This window comes from Fodinibius salinus, assembly GCF_008124865.1.
Lineage (GTDB): Bacteria > Bacteroidota > Rhodothermia > Balneolales > Balneolaceae > Fodinibius > Fodinibius salinus.
In genome coordinates this window covers 511,588-529,122 of sequence record NZ_VNHY01000002.1, presented here as the reverse complement: position 1 = coordinate 529,122, position 17,535 = coordinate 511,588, and the positions used below count along the sequence as shown (strand labels likewise).

18 protein-coding genes and 1 tRNA gene are annotated in these 17,535 nt (G+C 41.3%); 9 read left to right on the top strand and 10 right to left on the bottom strand.

Features of this window, described 5'->3' with window-relative positions:
• Positions 1 to 15 precede the first annotated feature (15 nt).
• Both LX73_RS07235 and LX73_RS07230 read right to left on the bottom strand, forming a co-directional pair.
• A complete protein-coding gene (locus LX73_RS07235; protein ID WP_148898814.1) occupies positions 16 to 492 on the bottom strand; it encodes a GAF domain-containing protein in 477 nt (158 codons plus the stop codon).
• Between the two features lie 191 nt (positions 493 to 683).
• Positions 684 to 1,448 carry a type III pantothenate kinase gene (locus tag LX73_RS07230; RefSeq protein ID WP_148898813.1) on the bottom strand — a complete coding sequence of 255 codons (765 nt, stop codon included), beginning with the start codon at positions 1,446 to 1,448 and terminating at the stop codon, positions 684 to 686.
• Between the two features lie 125 nt (positions 1,449 to 1,573).
• On the opposite strand from LX73_RS07230, the gene LX73_RS07225 reads away from it, so the two are divergent.
• From LX73_RS07225 to ruvA, 5 genes are all read left to right on the top strand, one after another.
• On the top strand, positions 1,574 to 2,041 hold the full coding sequence (locus tag LX73_RS07225; RefSeq protein ID WP_170245616.1) for a DinB family protein: 468 nt from the start codon (positions 1,574 to 1,576) through the stop codon (positions 2,039 to 2,041).
• A 26-nt stretch (positions 2,042 to 2,067) separates the two neighbouring features.
• Positions 2,068 to 3,501 carry an alanine/glycine:cation symporter family protein gene (locus tag LX73_RS07220; protein WP_246138188.1) on the top strand — a complete coding sequence of 478 codons (1,434 nt, stop codon included), beginning with the start codon at positions 2,068 to 2,070 and terminating at the stop codon, positions 3,499 to 3,501.
• 335 nt (positions 3,502 to 3,836) lie between these two features.
• Positions 3,837 to 4,322 carry an ankyrin repeat domain-containing protein gene (locus LX73_RS07215; RefSeq protein ID WP_148898811.1) on the top strand — a complete coding sequence of 162 codons (486 nt, stop codon included), beginning with the start codon at positions 3,837 to 3,839 and terminating at the stop codon, positions 4,320 to 4,322.
• Positions 4,323 to 4,446: 124 nt separating this feature from the next.
• Positions 4,447 to 5,022, top strand: a complete 576-nt coding sequence (gene ruvC / locus LX73_RS07210) for a crossover junction endodeoxyribonuclease RuvC (protein ID WP_148898810.1) — start codon at positions 4,447 to 4,449, stop codon at positions 5,020 to 5,022.
• Positions 5,023 to 5,132: 110 nt separating this feature from the next.
• Positions 5,133 to 5,735 (top strand): Holliday junction branch migration protein RuvA, encoded by a 603-nt coding sequence (gene ruvA, locus LX73_RS07205; protein ID WP_148898809.1) that lies wholly within the window; start codon positions 5,133 to 5,135, stop codon positions 5,733 to 5,735.
• A 51-nt stretch (positions 5,736 to 5,786) separates the two neighbouring features.
• Here ruvA and LX73_RS07200 read toward each other — a convergent pair whose 3' ends face one another.
• Positions 5,787 to 7,283, bottom strand: coding sequence for a TrkH family potassium uptake protein (locus LX73_RS07200; RefSeq protein ID WP_148898808.1), 1,497 nt, complete (start codon positions 7,281 to 7,283; stop codon positions 5,787 to 5,789).
• Positions 7,280 to 8,620, bottom strand: a complete 1,341-nt coding sequence (trkA, locus tag LX73_RS07195; RefSeq protein WP_148898807.1) for a Trk system potassium transporter TrkA — start codon at positions 8,618 to 8,620, stop codon at positions 7,280 to 7,282. Before trkA ends, LX73_RS07200 begins: the two co-directional genes overlap by 4 nt.
• 253 nt (positions 8,621 to 8,873) lie before the next feature.
• Here trkA and LX73_RS07190 point away from each other — a divergent pair, with 253 nt between their 5' ends.
• The 3 genes from LX73_RS07190 to LX73_RS07180 all read left to right on the top strand — a co-directional run bounded on the left by LX73_RS07190 (position 8,874) and on the right by LX73_RS07180 (position 11,851).
• Entirely contained in the window at positions 8,874 to 9,554 is a 681-nt protein-coding gene (locus LX73_RS07190; RefSeq protein ID WP_148898806.1) for a response regulator transcription factor, read from the top strand.
• Positions 9,551 to 10,645, top strand: coding sequence for a sensor histidine kinase (locus LX73_RS07185; protein WP_148898805.1), 1,095 nt, complete (start codon positions 9,551 to 9,553; stop codon positions 10,643 to 10,645). Before LX73_RS07190 ends, LX73_RS07185 begins: the two co-directional genes overlap by 4 nt.
• 120 nt (positions 10,646 to 10,765) lie before the next feature.
• Positions 10,766 to 11,851 (top strand): mannose-1-phosphate guanylyltransferase, encoded by a 1,086-nt coding sequence (locus LX73_RS07180; protein WP_148898804.1) that lies wholly within the window; start codon positions 10,766 to 10,768, stop codon positions 11,849 to 11,851.
• An 81-nt stretch (positions 11,852 to 11,932) separates the two neighbouring features.
• On the opposite strand, the gene LX73_RS07175 is transcribed toward LX73_RS07180, so the two are convergent.
• From LX73_RS07175 to apaG, 4 genes are all read right to left on the bottom strand, one after another.
• Entirely contained in the window at positions 11,933 to 12,691 is a 759-nt protein-coding gene (locus LX73_RS07175; RefSeq protein ID WP_148898803.1) for an MBL fold metallo-hydrolase, read from the bottom strand.
• Positions 12,691 to 12,996 (bottom strand): hypothetical protein, encoded by a 306-nt coding sequence (locus LX73_RS07170; protein WP_148898802.1) that lies wholly within the window; start codon positions 12,994 to 12,996, stop codon positions 12,691 to 12,693. Before LX73_RS07170 ends, LX73_RS07175 begins: the two co-directional genes overlap by 1 nt.
• Before the next feature lie 8 nt (positions 12,997 to 13,004).
• Positions 13,005 to 13,787: a hypothetical protein gene (locus tag LX73_RS07165; protein ID WP_148898801.1), complete on the bottom strand. Its 783-nt coding sequence runs from the start codon at positions 13,785 to 13,787 to the stop codon at positions 13,005 to 13,007.
• A gap of 262 nt (positions 13,788 to 14,049) precedes the next feature.
• The gene (gene apaG / locus LX73_RS07160) at positions 14,050 to 14,442 is read right to left on the bottom strand and encodes a Co2+/Mg2+ efflux protein ApaG (RefSeq protein ID WP_148898800.1); all 393 of its coding nucleotides are present in this window, start codon (positions 14,440 to 14,442) and stop codon (positions 14,050 to 14,052) included.
• A gap of 211 nt (positions 14,443 to 14,653) precedes the next feature.
• Here apaG and LX73_RS07155 point away from each other — a divergent pair.
• A tRNA-Asp gene (locus tag LX73_RS07155) sits at positions 14,654 to 14,727 on the top strand.
• Positions 14,728 to 15,053: 326 nt separating this feature from the next.
• Here the strand turns inward: LX73_RS07155 and LX73_RS07150 are convergent.
• Both LX73_RS07150 and LX73_RS07145 read right to left on the bottom strand, forming a co-directional pair.
• Positions 15,054 to 15,239, bottom strand: coding sequence for an NAD-binding protein (locus LX73_RS07150; protein ID WP_148898799.1), 186 nt, complete (start codon positions 15,237 to 15,239; stop codon positions 15,054 to 15,056).
• A 42-nt stretch (positions 15,240 to 15,281) separates the two neighbouring features.
• Entirely contained in the window at positions 15,282 to 17,135 is a 1,854-nt protein-coding gene (locus tag LX73_RS07145) for a TrkH family potassium uptake protein (RefSeq protein WP_148898798.1), read from the bottom strand.
• Between the last annotated feature and the right edge of the window lie 400 nt (positions 17,136 to 17,535).

Below are 17,535 nucleotides of genomic sequence, written 5' to 3'. Positions count from 1 at the left end.
CTTCTTTTCTTGTTATTAAAATAATGGAGAAATCATATCGCACACTTCTTCCAGCATCTTCTGGTGTCCTTCAGTTAAAGAATCCTTTGTATGTGAATCAATATCTAACTCTGCTACAAACTCACCATCCTTTTTAACCGGAACCACAATCTCTGCTTTTACATGAATACTGCAAGCCAGGTAATTATCCTCTTCACTTACATCTTGTACAACAAAGGTCTCATTGGTTTCGGCTGCTTGTCCACAAACACCTTCCCCGAAAGATATTCGTGTATGGTCAGTTTCCTCTCCTACATAGGGTCCTAACACCAATTCGTCTTCTGCCTCAGGGTCAACCAGATAAAAACCGACCCAGTCAAAAACATCGATCTTATCTGCCAAATGCTGGCAAATTAACTGTAATTTTTGATCACGGTCTTTATCAACATCCTTTACAATTTTACGAATATGCTTTAATAGTTTGCTTCCGGCCTGTATCTCTGTCTTGCTCATCTATAAGTAGGTATTATGTTAATAATAGTAACGATATGGAGTAGAAAGTAAGACTTTATTATAGCCTAAAAAAATATTGCTCCTGATTAAAACGATACCTCCCAGAAACAAATATCTTGTTTAACTATATCAGAATGTTTCTTTTACGACAGTAAAGTACGTACCAAACACCTCCTCTGCTACAAAAAGGGCTACTGTCGATTCATAATCGTTTGCAATCCATCCAGTGTCAACATAGGATCAATGACATCAAAAATATCAGTATAGGGACCAATCTTTTCTGCTAGTCCACCGGTGGCTATCACTTTTATTGAGTTCGCCTCAAGCTCCTTTTCCATGCGACCAACCAACCCTTCAACCATACAAAGATGTCCTACAACCAGACCGGACTGCATGGCTTCCATGGTATTTTGACCAATAACTTGAGGGGGTGGTTCCAAGGGTATCTGCGAAAGTTGCGCTGCCTTACCAACAAGTGCATCAATAGTCACTTTTAGTCCCGCACAAATAGCTACGCCTGTCAACTTGCCGGGCTGCTCAACAGCCATAACCGTGGTGGCCGTTCCAAAGTCAACGACGATACAATCACTTTCGACCAAGGCATATCCTCCAACGGCATCCGCTATGAGATCGGCACCAACTGTATCGGGACTATCAGTATCCAAAATAATGCCAGTTTCTACATCACCATTCAACACCAACGGTGTAGTATCCGCATAGTTGATAAGAACCTCATTAATGGTCTGCGTTAATTGAGGAACCACACTGCTAATAATAATTTGATCCAAGTCTGAAAATGACAAGTTGGATTCTGTAAATAGGTTACTAAAAAGTACATAATACTCATCGGCCGTTTTATCGGCATCTGTTTGTATTCTCCACCTGTGAACCCAATCCCCATTATGTGATATCCCCATCACAATATTCGTATTACCAATGTCGAGCGCTAAAAGCATAGATTAAACTTGCGGTATTTATTGCTGTTTTAATGTTTAAAATACTCTGCCTGTACTCTACTTCAAAATTTGTATAATTAGGGGTATTATAGACCTTCATTAAACGGCATCCTAAATTAATGAACATGAATTCGAAAGAGCGTCTGCTCCGGCTATTTAATTACGATATGTGGGGCAATGAACAAATTTTGCTCTGCTTGCAGCAACATCTGGAGTTTAATGACAGCAAACAGTCTATCCAATATTTTGCTCACATTGCGGGCGCACAAGAGCTTTGGTATCGACGGATAAAACAAAAACCACTTGATGATCTTGCCGTATGGCCCGAATACGGTTTGGCTGCTGCGCTTCAAAAGCTTAAAACTCTTTCTGCTCAGTGGAAGCAACTTCTCAATTCTGAGTCTCTCGAATTGGATGGGAAAATCTCGTACAGCAATTCCAAAGGTATGCCTTACGAGACTATGATGTCAGATATCTTACATCATGTGATTATTCACGGACAGCACCACAGGGCCCAAATTGCCAAGTTACTTAGGAAGGCTGATATAAAGCCCCCTGCCACAGATTTCATCTATTTTTGTCGCGCCGAATGATATTTTCAAAATAATATGAGGTTCTTTTGAAACAAGTTGAACAATTTTTAAGTGCGTTTTCTAATTTTATGTGGGGTATGCCGCTGGTATATTTGCTCGTTGGCGGTGGACTCTTCTTTTTAATTTATTCCGGTTTTGCACCCTTTAAATACCTTAAGCATGCACTAAATATCCTTCGGGGCAAATATGATGACCCTAATGATCCCGGTGATATCAACCACTTTGAGGCATTGTCCAGTGCGCTGGCTGCTACAGTAGGAATGGGCAACATCAGCGGCGTGGCCGTAGCTATTTTTATGGGTGGACCCGGCGCCCTCCTTTGGATGTGGGTAAGTGCTTTTGTGGGAATGGCCACCAAGTTTTTTACCTGTACACTTGCCATTTTATATCGGGGTAAGGATTCAGCCGGCAAGATACAGGGTGGGCCGATGTATGTGATACGGGAAGGACTAACTAAACCCTGGGGAGAATCATGGTCATACCTCTTTAAGCCTCTGGGTGTTCTTTTTGCCATTGCCGGCCTATTTGGTCCGCTGCCTATTTTCCAGGCTAACCAGCTCACACAAATTCTGCGCGATACTATTTATATCCCCCAAGGATGGGTAACTGCCAATGCGCACATGGGTGGTGACCTCGTTACCGGACTCATACTGGTAATTATAGTTTCGATTGTAATTTTCGGCGGTATTACCCGCATCGGCAAAGTAACAGCTCGTGTAGTTCCTACAATGGTCGTCATTTATGTAGGTTGCGTAATTGCAATTTTGGCTATCCACATTGAACAAATTCCCTACTATTTAAAACTTATTGTTACTGATGCTTTTAACGGTGCACATGTGAGGCCCAGCGCCGTAAATGGTGATGCCATGTTTGGCGGTATTGTCGGATCTCTAATTGTGATTGGTATTCAACGCGGGGTGTTTTCTAACGAAGCGGGCTTAGGTACCGAAGCACTGGCTCACGGCGCGGCAAAAACCAAAGAACCTGTCCGTGAAGGATTAGTAGCTATGCTTGGTCCTGCCATCGATACTATAATCACCTGTACCATGACCGCCCTGGCCATTTTGGTTACCGGCGTCTGGAAATCCAGCGAAGCCAACGGCGTAACGCTCACCCTAAATGCTTTTAACGAAGCCCTGCCAACTGTTGGAACTTACCTGCTCGTCATTTGCGTAATCTTTTTCTCTATTAGTTCTATGCTCACCTATTCTTACTACGGCACCAAGTGTCTTGGCTTCTTGATTGGTGCAAAGTATAAACACTGGTACAATTACTTTTATGTAGGATCCATCATCTTTGGGTCTGTAGCTTCTATCGGCGCTGTCATTGATCTTATCGATGGTATGTTTGCCCTGATGGCAATCCCTACGATGATCTCCGCAATTCTACTTGCTCCAAAAGCAAAAGAGGCCGCCCAAAATTATTTTTCACGGATCGATTCATTTGAGAGAAACGACTAATAAAAACGATCAATTGCTCTTAGTTACAATGCCTCATTGACGTGACTAGCACAATAAAAAGCAATCTTCATTAATTCTTCATAAACCCTTGGACCTTACTGTCTAAACTAATCTGTACTACACTTATATTAGGCGAATTTTTTTAAAAACACATGCCCTGGGTTATTACTTTTTTAGGGGTTTTGGATTTTCCCATTTATCCTTTCTGTTTTTATACAAGCTCACTCTCTACTGCAACTTTTCTTGCTCTAAGTCCGTATCTTTGGATGCATTCAAGACAGCCTAATACCTGCCTGAACGCTACTTAACATTTACTCTCAAATTCTTAGAAAATTATGAAAACACTAAAGGGATTACTATTGGTATTCAGTATCTCGATACTGGCTGTAACAGCTCCCAAGGCTAATTCTGACATCCCAAAAATTGCCGATAATATTTTTACGGCTATCCGCACCATTGACTATACAAGCATCAACATTCTGCTTGCCGAAGATATGGATATTGATACGGTTGACCATAATGGCAATACGCCCTTAATGGTTGCTGCGGGAATTGGTAATCCACGGATATTAAAAATTATTCTTTCCCATAATCCAAATATTAACAAGCAAAATAAAAATGGCATGACGGCGTTAATGATAGCAGCCAAGTCAGGTCAATTTTATATAGTTAGGAAGCTTATTGAGCGCGGTGGGGATGACTCTATCCAAGACAGCGACGGTAACACAGCCTTAACACTGGCATCAAAGTTTGCTCACAATCAGATTGTACATTATTTGATGACTACGAAACGTAGTAACACACGTACCTACACAAAGTAGGCTTCTAAGCATAGATACCCTTGAACCCCGGAGACTGATGATTCTTCGGGGTTTTTTACTTTAAGGATGTAATGGAGCGGGGAATGCATTATATTTTAAGAAAGTTACATTAGCTATCTTATATATGTCTGATATCATCTTGGGCATTGATCCGGGTTCTAGGTCCACCGGCTATGCTGTACTTACAAAAGAAAAAGGGCAGCTTAAAGCATTGCGCTGCGATACGCTGACCATGGCAAATATGGATGACCACGCAGATCGCCTACAGTATATCTTCGAAAAAATATCAAAAATAGTTGCTTCTAATAACCCTACCTCCTGCGCTGTTGAAACACCGGTATATGGGGTAGATCCGCTAGCTATGCTTAAATTAGGGCGTGCCCAGGCAGCTGCCATGCTCGCCATTACCGACAACGAGCTGCCTGTTACCGAATATTATCCCAAGCAGGTCAAAAAATCGATTACCGGAAATGGAAATGCCAGCAAAGAACAGGTAGCCTTTATGCTAAAAAAGACTGTTTCACTGCCGGATGAAAAACTATCAAATGATGCCACAGACGCCTTGGCCATAGCCTGGTGTCATATCATGAAAAAAGATGGTATCCAAAGCCAGAATACATCCGGAAATAAACGACACCAAAATAACAGCAATGGAAGTTGGGAAAATTTTGTTGCCAATAATCCTGATCGAATTAAATAAAATAGGGCTACTAATTACAACATCCTGAACCTGTGCTGGAAAGATTTGGCGCAGTAGTACTTATTTCAAAATACTTTTTTTAAACTTCTTGTGAATTTAAGCGATAAGACATGATTGCATATCTTAATGGAACGATCCATGCTAAATCAACTGAACAAATTATTGTTGATGTTCGTGATGTGGGATATCAGCTGGAAATTTCTTCTCAAACATTAGAAAAGATACCCGCTGAAGGTGAGGAAGTGGAACTGCTCGTCTATCATCATATTACCGACAACGACCAGCGGCTGTTCGGCTTTATGGATCAAAATGAAAAAGATCTTTTTGAGTTATTAATAACAGTCAAAGGGGTGGGGCCAAAACTCGGACTTACCATTCTCTCCGGACTGCCGGCCCAGGAAATTACAGGTGCTATTGTCCAAGAGGATAAATCTGCCCTGTCGAAAATTAAGGGGATTGGCAAAAAAACCGCCCAACGTATGATTTTAGAACTCAAGGATAAAATGTCTGAAATGGTTGATGCTACCTATCAGCCAAGCAGTAGCTCCAGTATATCAGACAATACCAAAGAAGAAGCCGTTTCGGCGCTTCAGTCGCTTGGCTTTAAAAAGCGAGATGCTGAAGAGTCTGTTGAATTAGCAGCCCAGGGAGAATCTGTTGATGGAGATGTACAGAAATTAGTTAAAAAAGTCCTATCTCAAATGGACACCTAACTGAAAATACAGAGGGTACTCCTCTGTATTTAGTCATACAAATCACTTCTACTAATTCCGCCAATATTGGGGAATAAATATTACAAAAAGGGTAAACAGTTCGAGGCGTCCAGCCCACATCAAAAATACCATTACCGTTTTTGAAAGCGGCGAAAAGGCTAGGTAATTATTCATTGGTCCTACAATTCCAAATCCCGGTCCAATATTTCCTATACAAGCTGCGGATGCACTCATTATTTCCAGCGTTTCGAGATCAAGACCAATGCGGTACGATTCTATCTCTATAATCAATGCTCCTATCAAAAAGGTAACTATATATAGCAGAATCATTATTGTAACACGCCGGGCCGTTTTATTTTTAATAATATTTTCACCAACCCTGATAGATTGAACGGCGCGTGGATAAATAGTTGTAAAGAGCTGCTTAAAGAACATTTTTATGGTGACAATCCAGCGGAAAACTTTAATGCCACCCCCAGTACTCCCGGCACAGCCTCCGATAAACATCATCATAAACAAGAGTGTTTTTGCCATCGAGTTCCATGTATTAAAATCATGACTTGCATATCCGGCTGTCGTTACAATCGTCAATACTTGAAATAAACTATGGCGGATGGCATCCTGTGTTTTCTCAAAAGTGTTCCCCGAAACCATCACAAATATTATCGCTGTTGTAAAAACGAGAATAAGGCTATAGAAGATAAATTCAGTATCTCGATACAGCTTCCTGGGACTACCGGTAAATGCTCTCCACATTAAGGCATAGTTGGTTCCCGCCATAAACATGAATGGAATAATTATCCATTGCACTGTTGATGAAAAGGCAGCGATACTTTTAGCTTCTGGTGAAAATCCACCGGTAGGCATAGTCGTTAACGCATGGGCTACCGCGTTATAAAAGTCCATTTGGGGAGATAAACCAACTAAATGAGATCCATAAAGTAAAATCCCAAGTATTATTGTAAGGATAACATAGAGTAACCATAAAATCCTTGCTGTTTCAACAATACGTGGTGTAATTCGATCAAATTGCGTACCCGGAGCTTCAGCCTCAATTAATTCTGATCCCCCTACAGATAACCGGGGAAGAATAGCTATCCCAAGAACGATTATTCCCATGCCGCCAAGCCACTGTGTAATTTGACGCCAGAACATAAGTTCAGGACTATGTGTACCAAATGAAATAGAGGCCATTACCGTAGCACCTGTAGTAGTAAAGCCACTCATGCTTTCAAACAAAGCATTAACAGGATTAGCTACTGTTCCTGCTCCAGCCAACACATAAGGCAGTCCCCCAACCAAAGCAACTCCTAACCAACTTAATGATACTAGCAAAAAGGTTTCCCGCAAACCCAGTTGGGGATTGCTATCAAGTCGCTCCAGTAAAAGACCAGCTATCAATGATACCGCTATTGGTATCAAAAAGACCAACGGATTTTCACGACCAAATATCGAATAGATAAATGGCACGCTAAGTGGAACCGAAAGCCACTTTAATATCGCCCCAAACAGGCTTAAGACACAAAATAGATCAACCTGTTTTCTCATAGTTTCTCCACCATATCTTCAGCTTTCCCAGTTGTCAGAATAACAAACTGGTCCCCCAATTTTATGGAGGTATCCAACTTGGGAATAATGGTATGGTTTTGTCGGACCATTGCTCCAACAACGAAAGGTTGGGCAATGCTTTTTTTCACGTCTTCAATAGTTTGATTCAAAACCTGGCTCTCCGCATCAATTTTTATCTCAAAGATCTCTGCAGTTTCATGTTCCAACTCGGTTAAGTTTCTTGTATAACTATCTTGTATATAATTGGTTATGCTAGAAGCAACAACTTCTCTGGGGTGAACCACCCGCGTTATATCCAATGATTCAAACAGTGATAAATACTGATATCCTTGAACAAGGCTTACCAAACGCGGGGTTTCGTATTCTTGGCCTATCAAGGTCACCAATGCATTTATGGCATCATCACCTGTGGAAACCAGTAGAATATCAGATTGAGGTATATTTTCTTCCTCCCAAACCGAACGCTCGGTGATATCTGCCTGTAGTACCATCGCTTGGGAAAGATGTTCAGAAAGAAACTGGGCTCGTTCGGGATCTTTTTCGAAGATACGAATACTCAATGGAGTGTCCTCTAATAAAAGGGCCGTTTGATAACCAATATCACCGCCACCTAGAATATCAAATGTATCTTGCACTGGTTTCATCTCCGCCGATGCTATCGATATACCAAATGCATCCACTTCTTGAGGAGATCCAAATGCCGTAATACGGTCCCCTTCCTCAAAAGAAGTATCGTTTGATGCTATCTTAAAATCACCATCTCGAAAAACTCCAACAATATTAATTTTGGGATATTTATCACATTGCTGAACTGTTTTATCAATCAGTTCACTGTCACTTTCCAATCTGAATTCTGACATTTTAACCTTCTCCTGGCAATATAATTCTTCATTAATTGACTCTTGTCGGGTGGACTGGAACCAGATAAGATCTGTAATTTGCTTTGCTGTTAAGTTTGACCGGTCAATCATCGCATCAATTCCAAATGCTCCTTCTCTCGTATCCCAGATATTTGCAAACGATGGATCAGATACACGGGCGATCGTAAAACAATCCGTTAGAAGTTTAGCCATACTACCAATAAGAACATTGGTATGATCTTCAGAGGTCGTTGAGAGCACAATTTCAGCCTCTTTTATTCCGGCAGAATTTAATACCTCTTCCTCAAGCCCATTTCCAGCAGTCACATCAACTTCAAACGGTATACGATCGAGGTTACTGGCATCTTTATCAATCACGGAGATCTCATGGTTATCACCGAGATCTTCCATCACACTTATTCCCACCTGTCCTGCGCCAACGATTATTATTTTCATAACAATTTAATTTACCACTAATAGACTTATAGAACTGATAGTCAATAGCTCCATCAGACTTAAATAACGAGAATTATATGCCATAAATTAATTAACCCAAAATCATAAAAAACGTTGTCATCCCAAAAGAAATAACAATTATTTAACGGGTCTTCGGTTTGATTTTTGGAGGGGGCTTCGTAGTATATGTCACATAAAGCTTCAGTAACATTTTCCTTATCTTAAATTAAACATTGCAATAAATTAACAGCCTGTGCCTGACCAACAAACCATCTTAGTAGTTGATGACGAACAAGATCTTCTGGACCTAATTGAATATAATCTTAATAAAGAAGGATTTGATGTCCTCAAAGCCGAAGACGGCAAAGAGGGTATTGAGATGGCCCGGAAACATAACCCCAATCTTATGTTGTTGGATATCATGATGCCCAAAATGGACGGGATGGAAGTTGTAGAACGTATGCGTGATGATGCCCAGCTTAAGCATACACCCATCATCTTTCTTACGGCCCGAGGTGATGAAAAAACGGAAATCGAAGGACTCGATAAAGGCGGCGATGATTATATTACCAAACCTATCAGTACTACCAAACTTATCTCACGCATCAAAGCGGTACTGCGTCGGTTTGAAGAAACTGAAGAAATGACAAATAAGATTGACGTACATGATATTATCATCGACAAAGACCGCTATATTGTTACGCAAGGCGAAGAAGAATACCAGCTGCCCCGCAAAGAATTTGAGCTGCTTTACTTTTTAGCCAGCCGCAAAGGCAAAGTGATGGATCGACAAACCCTGCTCAACCACGTTTGGGGCGACAATGTTTACGTGGTTGACCGTACCGTAGATGTACACGTCCGTAAAATCCGCGAAAAGCTGGGCAAAGAATATATTGAAACTGTTAAAGGGGTTGGATATCGATTTAAGGAATGAAAAAACAGCCATTTAAAAAATCATCTCGATTAGCCTTCAGGAGTGCCCTCTTCTCTGCACTGCTGGTTGGACTCCTTGCGGCACTTCTGGATTTTTTCTTCTTCAACAGTACGTTACAAAATTCTCTACTCGTCAATGTGCTATTGATCGTAGGTAGCTTTGGCATTATTTATGGTATCATCTACAAACTTCAGTTCTCGCGGCTCGAAAAGCTTAACCAAATTAATCGAAATATTGCCCGTAAGCGTTTCCAGGATTATGATAATATTCAATCTGATGGACGTGATGAACTGGACTTTCTTATTAAGCAATCTATCAGGGCCAGCAAAACGGTAGAGCGAGAAATACAGCGGCTCAACCGCATCGAAAACTACCGGAAAGAATTTATAGGAGATATTTCACACGAGCTAAAGACCCCCATTTTTGCTATTCAGGGATTTATTGAAACATTGCTTAACGGCGCGATTGACGATGACGGGGTCAACCGCAAGTTCCTGAAAAAGGCTATGCGCAACGTCAATCGGCTCATCTATCTCACCAAAGACCTGATGGAAATATCCAAACTCGAAACCGGTGAGCTTAAGTCAGATGTGCAAGATATTTACCTGCGAAATGTTATAAAAGAAGTCGTTGAAAACCTCCAGTACAAAGCTAAGAAAGAAGATGTTAGCCTACAGTTTGAAGATTTTTCGAAAAGTGTGCTCGTCAATGCCGACCGTAACCAAATAAAACAGGTCCTTATTAATCTTATTGAAAATGCCATTAAGTATAACGAACCAGGTGGCAGTGTTACTGTTGGTGCCAAATCATTTTCTAAAGATGAAGACCGTATGCTGGTTTATGTTGAAGATACCGGTATTGGCATTAATCAACAGTTTATCGACCGGGTAACCGAGCGATTCTTCCGTGTTGACAAGTCGCGTTCCCGGGAGAAGGGCGGCACAGGTTTAGGACTGGCCATTGTAAAACATATTATGGAAGCTCATGGCGAAGAATTCTTCATTGAAAGCACCCCGGATATCGGATCTACATTTAGCTTTACCCTTTCAAAAGTTGATCGCACTTCTGCTGCAGCAGAAGTGGAAGATTAACTTTTCTCGGGACAACCTATATAGCCAAAATAGAACCATAACTCCATAAACTATTATTACTTTCACTCTTTCCATGATTTTGGCTAATTTCCAACGTCACTCATATAATCAACTGATATTATGTTACATGCCGTTATAATGGCCGGTGGATCCGGCACTCGTTTCTGGCCTCGGAGTACCGACGCCAAACCCAAGCAATTCTTAAATATATTTGGGAATAAAACAATGCTCCAGGCTACTGTGGATCGTATTAATTCACTGATTCCAGCTGACCGCGTCTGGGTTATCACCAATCAAAAATATGTGGACTTAGTACAAGACCAACTACCAGACGTACCCGAGCAAAACATTGTAGGTGAACCGGTAGCAAAAGATACCGCTCCCTGCGTGGCCTTGGCCGCTGCACTTATTCACGAGCAGGATTCTGACGGAACCATGATGGTGTTACCTGCAGATCATCAAGTTACAGAACCCGATGAATTTATAGATACTCTTAAATCAGCTGAAGCCAAAGCACAGGCCGATGATTCACTGGTTACTATCGGTATCAAACCTGATCGCCCTGAGACCGGTTACGGCTATATTGAATTTGATAAAGATAAATCTGAAGAGTACAATGGCCGTGAAATTAAAAAGGTGAACCAATTCAGGGAAAAGCCAGATTTAGTAACTGCACGACAGTTTATCCACTCAGGCAATTTCTTGTGGAACAGCGGTATGTTTATCTGGAAAACCTCTACCATTCTCGACCAATTTAATCAACACCTGCCCTCTGTGGGTAAACAGGCACAAGAGTTTTCTTCGGCTCTTACATCTACGGATCAACAGCAAGCCATACATGATTTTTATCAGGGTTGTCCTTCGATCTCCATTGACTATGGTATTATGGAACAATCCGATACGGTTTATGTAATACCGGGAACGTTCGGATGGAATGATGTGGGCAGCTGGAAGGCCGTTTATGACCTCCGGGAAAAAAATGAAGACGGTAATGTGATCCAATCAGACACAACCGTACTTACGGAGTCCACGGATAATCTCATTCACAGCAACGGAGACAAGATTGTGGCCTTGGCAGGAGTTGAAGATCTGGCTGTCGTCCAAACGGACAATGCTATTTTGGTATGTAACCTCAATGAAGCCCAGGACGTTAAACAAATCGTCAACCAGCTGGATGAAGACGAGAAGTTGAAAAAGTATCTGTAATGCCACTAGAACATAGACAGACCGGGTCTAGCAGAAGTGCGCAATGATATAATAATCTGCTTGATCCATGTTGATGTTGTATTACACCTCTACCACTAACTGGTCATAAGCCAGTTGCACATGCTCAGGAAGCCGCTCATTTGTGGACTTATGATTCACATATGAATTCATGTGAATCAGATAGGTCTGCGGAATATCCAGTTCATCTGCAATATCCACTGCTTCGGGAATAGTCATGTGTGTGGGATGTTCGGGCCTCCAACGGAGACCACTTAATACCAATATCTCTGAACCACGAACCTTTTGTTTGGTTTTATCAGGAATTGCTTTCACATCCGTAAGATAAGATACATCGTTAACACGATAACCAAGCACGTTAACTTTGCCATGGATAGCGGGAAGTGGCGTAATATTCACATCCCGAAAATGAATGGAATCTGTTATATTCCTGAGATCAATATCAGTGGCACCGGGATAGCGATTTGGGCCAAACATATATTCAAAGCGGCGGCGGATGGCTTCCAAACATTCTTTACTTCCATAAACGGGAATACTCTGCCCCTGTTTGTAGCAAAACGGACGCAAATCATCCAGTCCAGCTATATGATCCATATGCTCGTGGGTAACAAGAACCAGGTCAACGGCACTAATACCCGATCGCAACGTTTGCAGCCGAAATTCCGGCCCGGTATCAATAATAATTGAACTTTTCTCAGTCTGTAGCCAAGCCGAACACCGCCAACGAGTGTTTCGAGGATCCCCGTCAATTTCTTCTTTTCCAAATCCCCCGGCCACGGGCACGCCCATAGATGTACCGGTACCTAAAAATGTTAATTGCATTATTCGAGAGTGATATCCATTTCTTCTATTTCGCTGTCTTTAAATTTTTCGAAGCGCTGCCACAGCTTTTCGAGTTGCTTACGCACTACCGGCTTTATATAAATGTCTCGCAGTTCTTTGTCCTTTAGGATACGTGCCAGCAACCCCACTTGCTGTTGGGGAGGCTTTTTCTTGTTAAGCACCACTAATTTTTGTCCTTCCATTACGCAAGAATCCCCGCGAAATGTTCCTTTTTCCTTGCGGATGGTATAGCCAGCCTGTTCAACGAGTTTTTCTAGTTCTAAAAGTAATGTCTCTTTTTTCATAATAATTGCTAAAAGGTCATACCTAGTAGAACAACATGCCCATTCATCCGGTAGTCATACACTTCATCATCAATGTCATAATTTCGAAAATCATAATTGTATCCTACACTTAGCCCTAAATTACCAAACAATCCGTCAAAATATAAGCGGCTTTTGCCCGCTATAGATGTAAGGCTACCTCCGAAAAGTCCACCGGATGCAAATGCAAACCCATAGCTGGGTACTGCTCCCAAATCAATACGAATATTTTCTGTGGGACGCACAATCAGCTTTGTGCCAATTCCTCCGGCCAAGCTCCCGAAGTTAAACCTGCTAAAAAGGGACTGCACAAAATTACTGCTGTTCATCACCGTATATCGCGATAAAAGCCGAAAGGGTAGTTGCACCTCAAATGCTTTTGAACGATACAATGGAATACCGAAATTTAACTTTCCCCCGATATCAAAATAAGAAACATCATTAATTCCGGTGATTGGTCCACCTTTTCCAACCGAAAAGTCAACCGTAGGCGATTGATAACCCAACCGAATAACAGAACCGTTGAAAGAAAACAATCCGCGGTCTGGCTGTGCGGAGTTTGTTCCACGATAGCTCACACTCATCAATTCCAACCCGGCATATACTTCATTTTGTGGTTTTACATATTGGGGACTGTCATCTCCCATAGAAAACATTTGGGCTGTTCCTACCTGGGGTAGCAAAAAGATTAAAATGATAATTGCTAATACTACCATTGGTTGCCATTTGCCTGCAACTCCCTCTAACGCTAATTTTTCAAGATTTTTCTTCATTAACAATTGGTTGGGTTATCCAGGGTCTCTACACAACGTTTAAAGTATTTTGAGACATTTCCATTAATAAAGTGGAACGATTTCTATAGCAAATACATTTGATAAAGTAGAATTTGAAGAAAAGTAACCAGCGTTTAGCTAATGGTCTCAAAAATATTATGCAATAGTATTCTATTAATTTAGTTAAAGTGATGTATCCCTAATACATCCCATCACCATCCCGACGGAGGGCCGTAACTGATACTTACGGCTCTCTATTTTTTTAATTCAGTAAGTGCGAAACAAGTATAAATTCCGGTACCTGCACGCTGATCTCCTCCCCATCGGCACGTTCCATTATATAATAACCGCTCATACTCCCTTGGTAAGAATCGAGCACACAGAAGCTATTATACTGATGATTACTACCAGGTTCAATCATCGGTTGCTTGCCTACGACCCCTTCCCCCTCAATTTGATGATCCTTTCCACTGGAATCATGTATCTGCCAATGCCGCTTAAGAAGCTGCACCTTCTGGTCAGCTATATTTTCAATAGTGATGAAGTAGGCAAATACATGTTTTGATATCAGCGGATTTGATTCCTCTTCGAGGTACATCGGCTTAACCGATACGCTGATATCATGCGAAACCTGTACAAATTTGGGACGATACATAGCGTTAATAGTTTTAACTTTTATACGTCATAGTAATTAAATTGAACTTGGCAATCAATAATACAAAAATAGACCATTTCTTTCTTGACAGTTGTCCCATATGATCCTTATATTTGGGCTCTCATTGGTCTGGCATTTCAGCTGGTAAAAAGTCGTAATTTTAGCGACATTCTGCTAATTTGCTGACCATATTTTAAGATTTTGCATTTTCGGTCCGGTAGTTCAGTTGGTTAGAACGCCTGCCTGTCACGCAGGAGGTCGCGAGTTCGAGTCTCGTCCGGATCGCAAAACGATAAGCCGCTAGCTCCCAAAGAGTTAGCGGCTTATTTATTTAGACGAAATCATTTAGAACATCCTATTTAAAATTTCGGGGACAACATAGGGACAACAGAATTTTTTACTATTGTTAGCTTAACGTATTTCATACTACTAATTTACTTGTGTGACAAAGTCATATGAGGTCTCCCAACATTATTTTGATCCAGTAATTACAAGAGCCTCTTCTGAATTTATAGTCACTTGATCATATGTTACGTGGTTGTACCCAACCTCTTTAAAAGTTGGATCACTTTGCATATTCAAAACAGTTAGTTTAGTAAACTAGGCGGGATTCATCCCTTACTTTCTAAAAGATTTTGATCGGTGGCATCAAAACAAATAGCATCTGAGACGTATTCTTTGACTTGATTAATATCCTCCATGTCATTATCGATAGCAATGATATAGGCTCTTTCCTCGGAAAGTTTTTTGGCCAACGCACTGCCAAAGACCCCAATACCGATAACTGCAAAATGCAATTCATTTCATCGTTTTATAATAGATACTGTTATTCATTAAAATTAAGAGACCATAATTGTTTCTTCCGGGTACTCGTACTTATGGGTATCCATGCGATTGGCAAAAGCCACCATAAACGTAAGAATACCGACACGGCCCAGGAACATGGAAACCACAATAATAAACTTCCCCCAGCCGCTTAACTCAGCGGTTATTCCCCGAGATAGGCCCACGGTAGCAAAAGCAGAAATCTCTTCAAATAACAGATCCAGAAATGCATGATCTTCCACCACAGATAGCAAGATAGTGCTTACACCAATACACGAGGAAGCAAGCAACAGGACCGTTACCGCGCGGAATATAGCCGAGGTGGGAATCGTACGATTAAATAGCTCCATCCGATTGTAGCCCTTAATGGTCATGGTAATAGACCGCATAAGGACGGCGAATGTTGTGGTTTTGATTCCCCCGGCTGTTGAGGCCGGAGATCCCCCAATGAGCATAAAAATCATCATAATCAATGTTGCAGAAATACCGATGGCACCGGTATCTAAGGTGTTAAACCCAGCCGTTCGGGTCGTAACACTTTGGAAAAAGGAAAGCATTAGTTTATCTCCGAAAGGATATCCCGCTAGTGTTTTATTCCACTCCATCCACAATATGAGTCCGGCACCCGCTACTATGAGTACAACTGTAGTAACCAATACCGTTCGGGTATGGATGGATAAGCGTTTCTGCCAGCGACTCTTCTCAATTTTCTTGCGAATCAACTCCCATATAACCGTAAATCCCAATCCGCCTAATACAATAAGTGTCATCGTAGTTATATTGATCCCCATATTTGTGGCATTCGCCCCATCCGCCAAGCTGTTTGTGAATAGTGAAAACCCCGCGTTACAAAAGGCCGATATGGCATGGAAAACCGAGAATAAGATACGCTGACCGTGGTTTGGAAATTCGATATCCCAACTGAGATAATAACTAATGGCCCCAATGGCTTCTATAGCAAACGTAAAGCCCACCACTCGTTTCAGCGTTGAAGCCACCAAAGTGGTATTTTTTTCTGCAACCATACCTTTAATAGTGTTCATCTGGCCTACGCCTAAGCCACCGCTTATAAACAAAAACAGAAAGGTCGCAAATGAGATAATTCCAATCCCTCCAAGCTGGATTAGGGTTAGTATCACCACCTCACCAAACAACGTGAAGTGCGTTGCGGTATCCACCACAATAAGACCCGTTACACAAACTGCGCTGGTAGAGGTGAACAAGGCATCTATAAATTGAAGGCCAAGACCGTCCTGCGTGGCTCCCGGCAACATCAACAAAAATGCACCTACAGCAATAAGAGAAAGAAAGCTGTATACCAGGAACCGTGCCGTATTTTTTTGTTTGTCAAGCAGTTCCGGCAAAAATTGCAGAAACTTAATTATGACGAACAAAAGCAGATAGCCTTTTAGAAATCTAATAAATGCCACGCGAGTATTTTCGATCCCTAAAAAATAGGTGTCAACCAGACGGATAAATGACAGGCCTAAATCTGTCAACACGACCAGTGACAACATCGATAATATGGCCTCGAACCAGCGTTTTCTCAGGAATACAGATCGATCTCCAGTAAGCACAAGCCGAATAACAAAGTTTGCTACAAACCCAACAAGGATCCAGATCTCTATTTGGTCATTTAATCGCGTTACTTCTGGAGTCAATTCAAAGGCAATAGGTATGAGAATACTGGCGATGACCAATAGACTAAGCAAAACCGTAATTGCTCGAAAATACGGTTGGGCCACCTTATCTATTTCGTAGAGATCATCCTGGACATAATGGAACTCAAGATTTACCTTTCTTTTAATTTTTTCCCAGCGACGGAGCAGTTCAAGCCACTTTTGCTTCCAGTGATGAGGTATTTTCATGGATAGGAAATTGGATATATATTTACAAGTTTAGCCCAAATCTTCATTCTTACTACAACTGCCCCTTTATCGGTTGGTTACCTTTCTGGTGCTGTAACATATTCTTGATTATTCTCACAATTATAGATTTTTGATTTTATCCAATGTCGCTATCATAATACCGCTATTCCAGTTAAAGCATGCCACTTAAAAATTCTCTATATCGTGATCAGCCAGATTAGAACCAAGCGTTTCTCCTTCGGAAAGGTCAACCTCATTGACTTCATAAAGTGATGCCCCCCGATACGAGTTTAAAAATGTGGTCATACTAAAATTGCGGGTGATTTTTTATATATAATGTCAACAAAGAAACGTTCGATCCTATGATAATGAAAACACTATGCCAAAGTGAGAAAGACCA

Coding starts and splice junctions, on each gene's coding strand:
- LX73_RS07185 (WP_148898805.1), top strand. CDS start 9,551: ATGAAAAAACAGCCATTTAAAAAATCATCTCGATTAGCCTTCAGGAGT.
- LX73_RS07175 (WP_148898803.1), bottom strand. CDS start 12,691: ATGCAATTAACATTTTTAGGTACCGGTACATCTATGGGCGTGCCCGTG.
- LX73_RS07145 (WP_148898798.1), bottom strand. CDS start 17,135: ATGAAAATACCTCATCACTGGAAGCAAAAGTGGCTTGAACTGCTCCGT.
- LX73_RS07230 (WP_148898813.1), bottom strand. CDS start 1,448: ATGCTTTTAGCGCTCGACATTGGTAATACGAATATTGTGATGGGGATA.
- LX73_RS07215 (WP_148898811.1), top strand. CDS start 3,837: ATGAAAACACTAAAGGGATTACTATTGGTATTCAGTATCTCGATACTG.
- apaG (WP_148898800.1), bottom strand. CDS start 14,442: ATGTATCGTCCCAAATTTGTACAGGTTTCGCATGATATCAGCGTATCG.
- LX73_RS07235 (WP_148898814.1), bottom strand. CDS start 492: ATGAGCAAGACAGAGATACAGGCCGGAAGCAAACTATTAAAGCATATT.
- ruvC (WP_148898810.1), top strand. CDS start 4,447: ATGTCTGATATCATCTTGGGCATTGATCCGGGTTCTAGGTCCACCGGC.
- LX73_RS07225 (WP_170245616.1), top strand. CDS start 1,574: ATGAATTCGAAAGAGCGTCTGCTCCGGCTATTTAATTACGATATGTGG.
- trkA (WP_148898807.1), bottom strand. CDS start 8,620: ATGAAAATAATAATCGTTGGCGCAGGACAGGTGGGAATAAGTGTGATG.
- LX73_RS07180 (WP_148898804.1), top strand. CDS start 10,766: ATGTTACATGCCGTTATAATGGCCGGTGGATCCGGCACTCGTTTCTGG.
- LX73_RS07170 (WP_148898802.1), bottom strand. CDS start 12,996: ATGAAAAAAGAGACATTACTTTTAGAACTAGAAAAACTCGTTGAACAG.
- LX73_RS07165 (WP_148898801.1), bottom strand. CDS start 13,787: ATGAAGAAAAATCTTGAAAAATTAGCGTTAGAGGGAGTTGCAGGCAAA.
- LX73_RS07200 (WP_148898808.1), bottom strand. CDS start 7,283: ATGAGAAAACAGGTTGATCTATTTTGTGTCTTAAGCCTGTTTGGGGCG.
- ruvA (WP_148898809.1), top strand. CDS start 5,133: ATGATTGCATATCTTAATGGAACGATCCATGCTAAATCAACTGAACAA.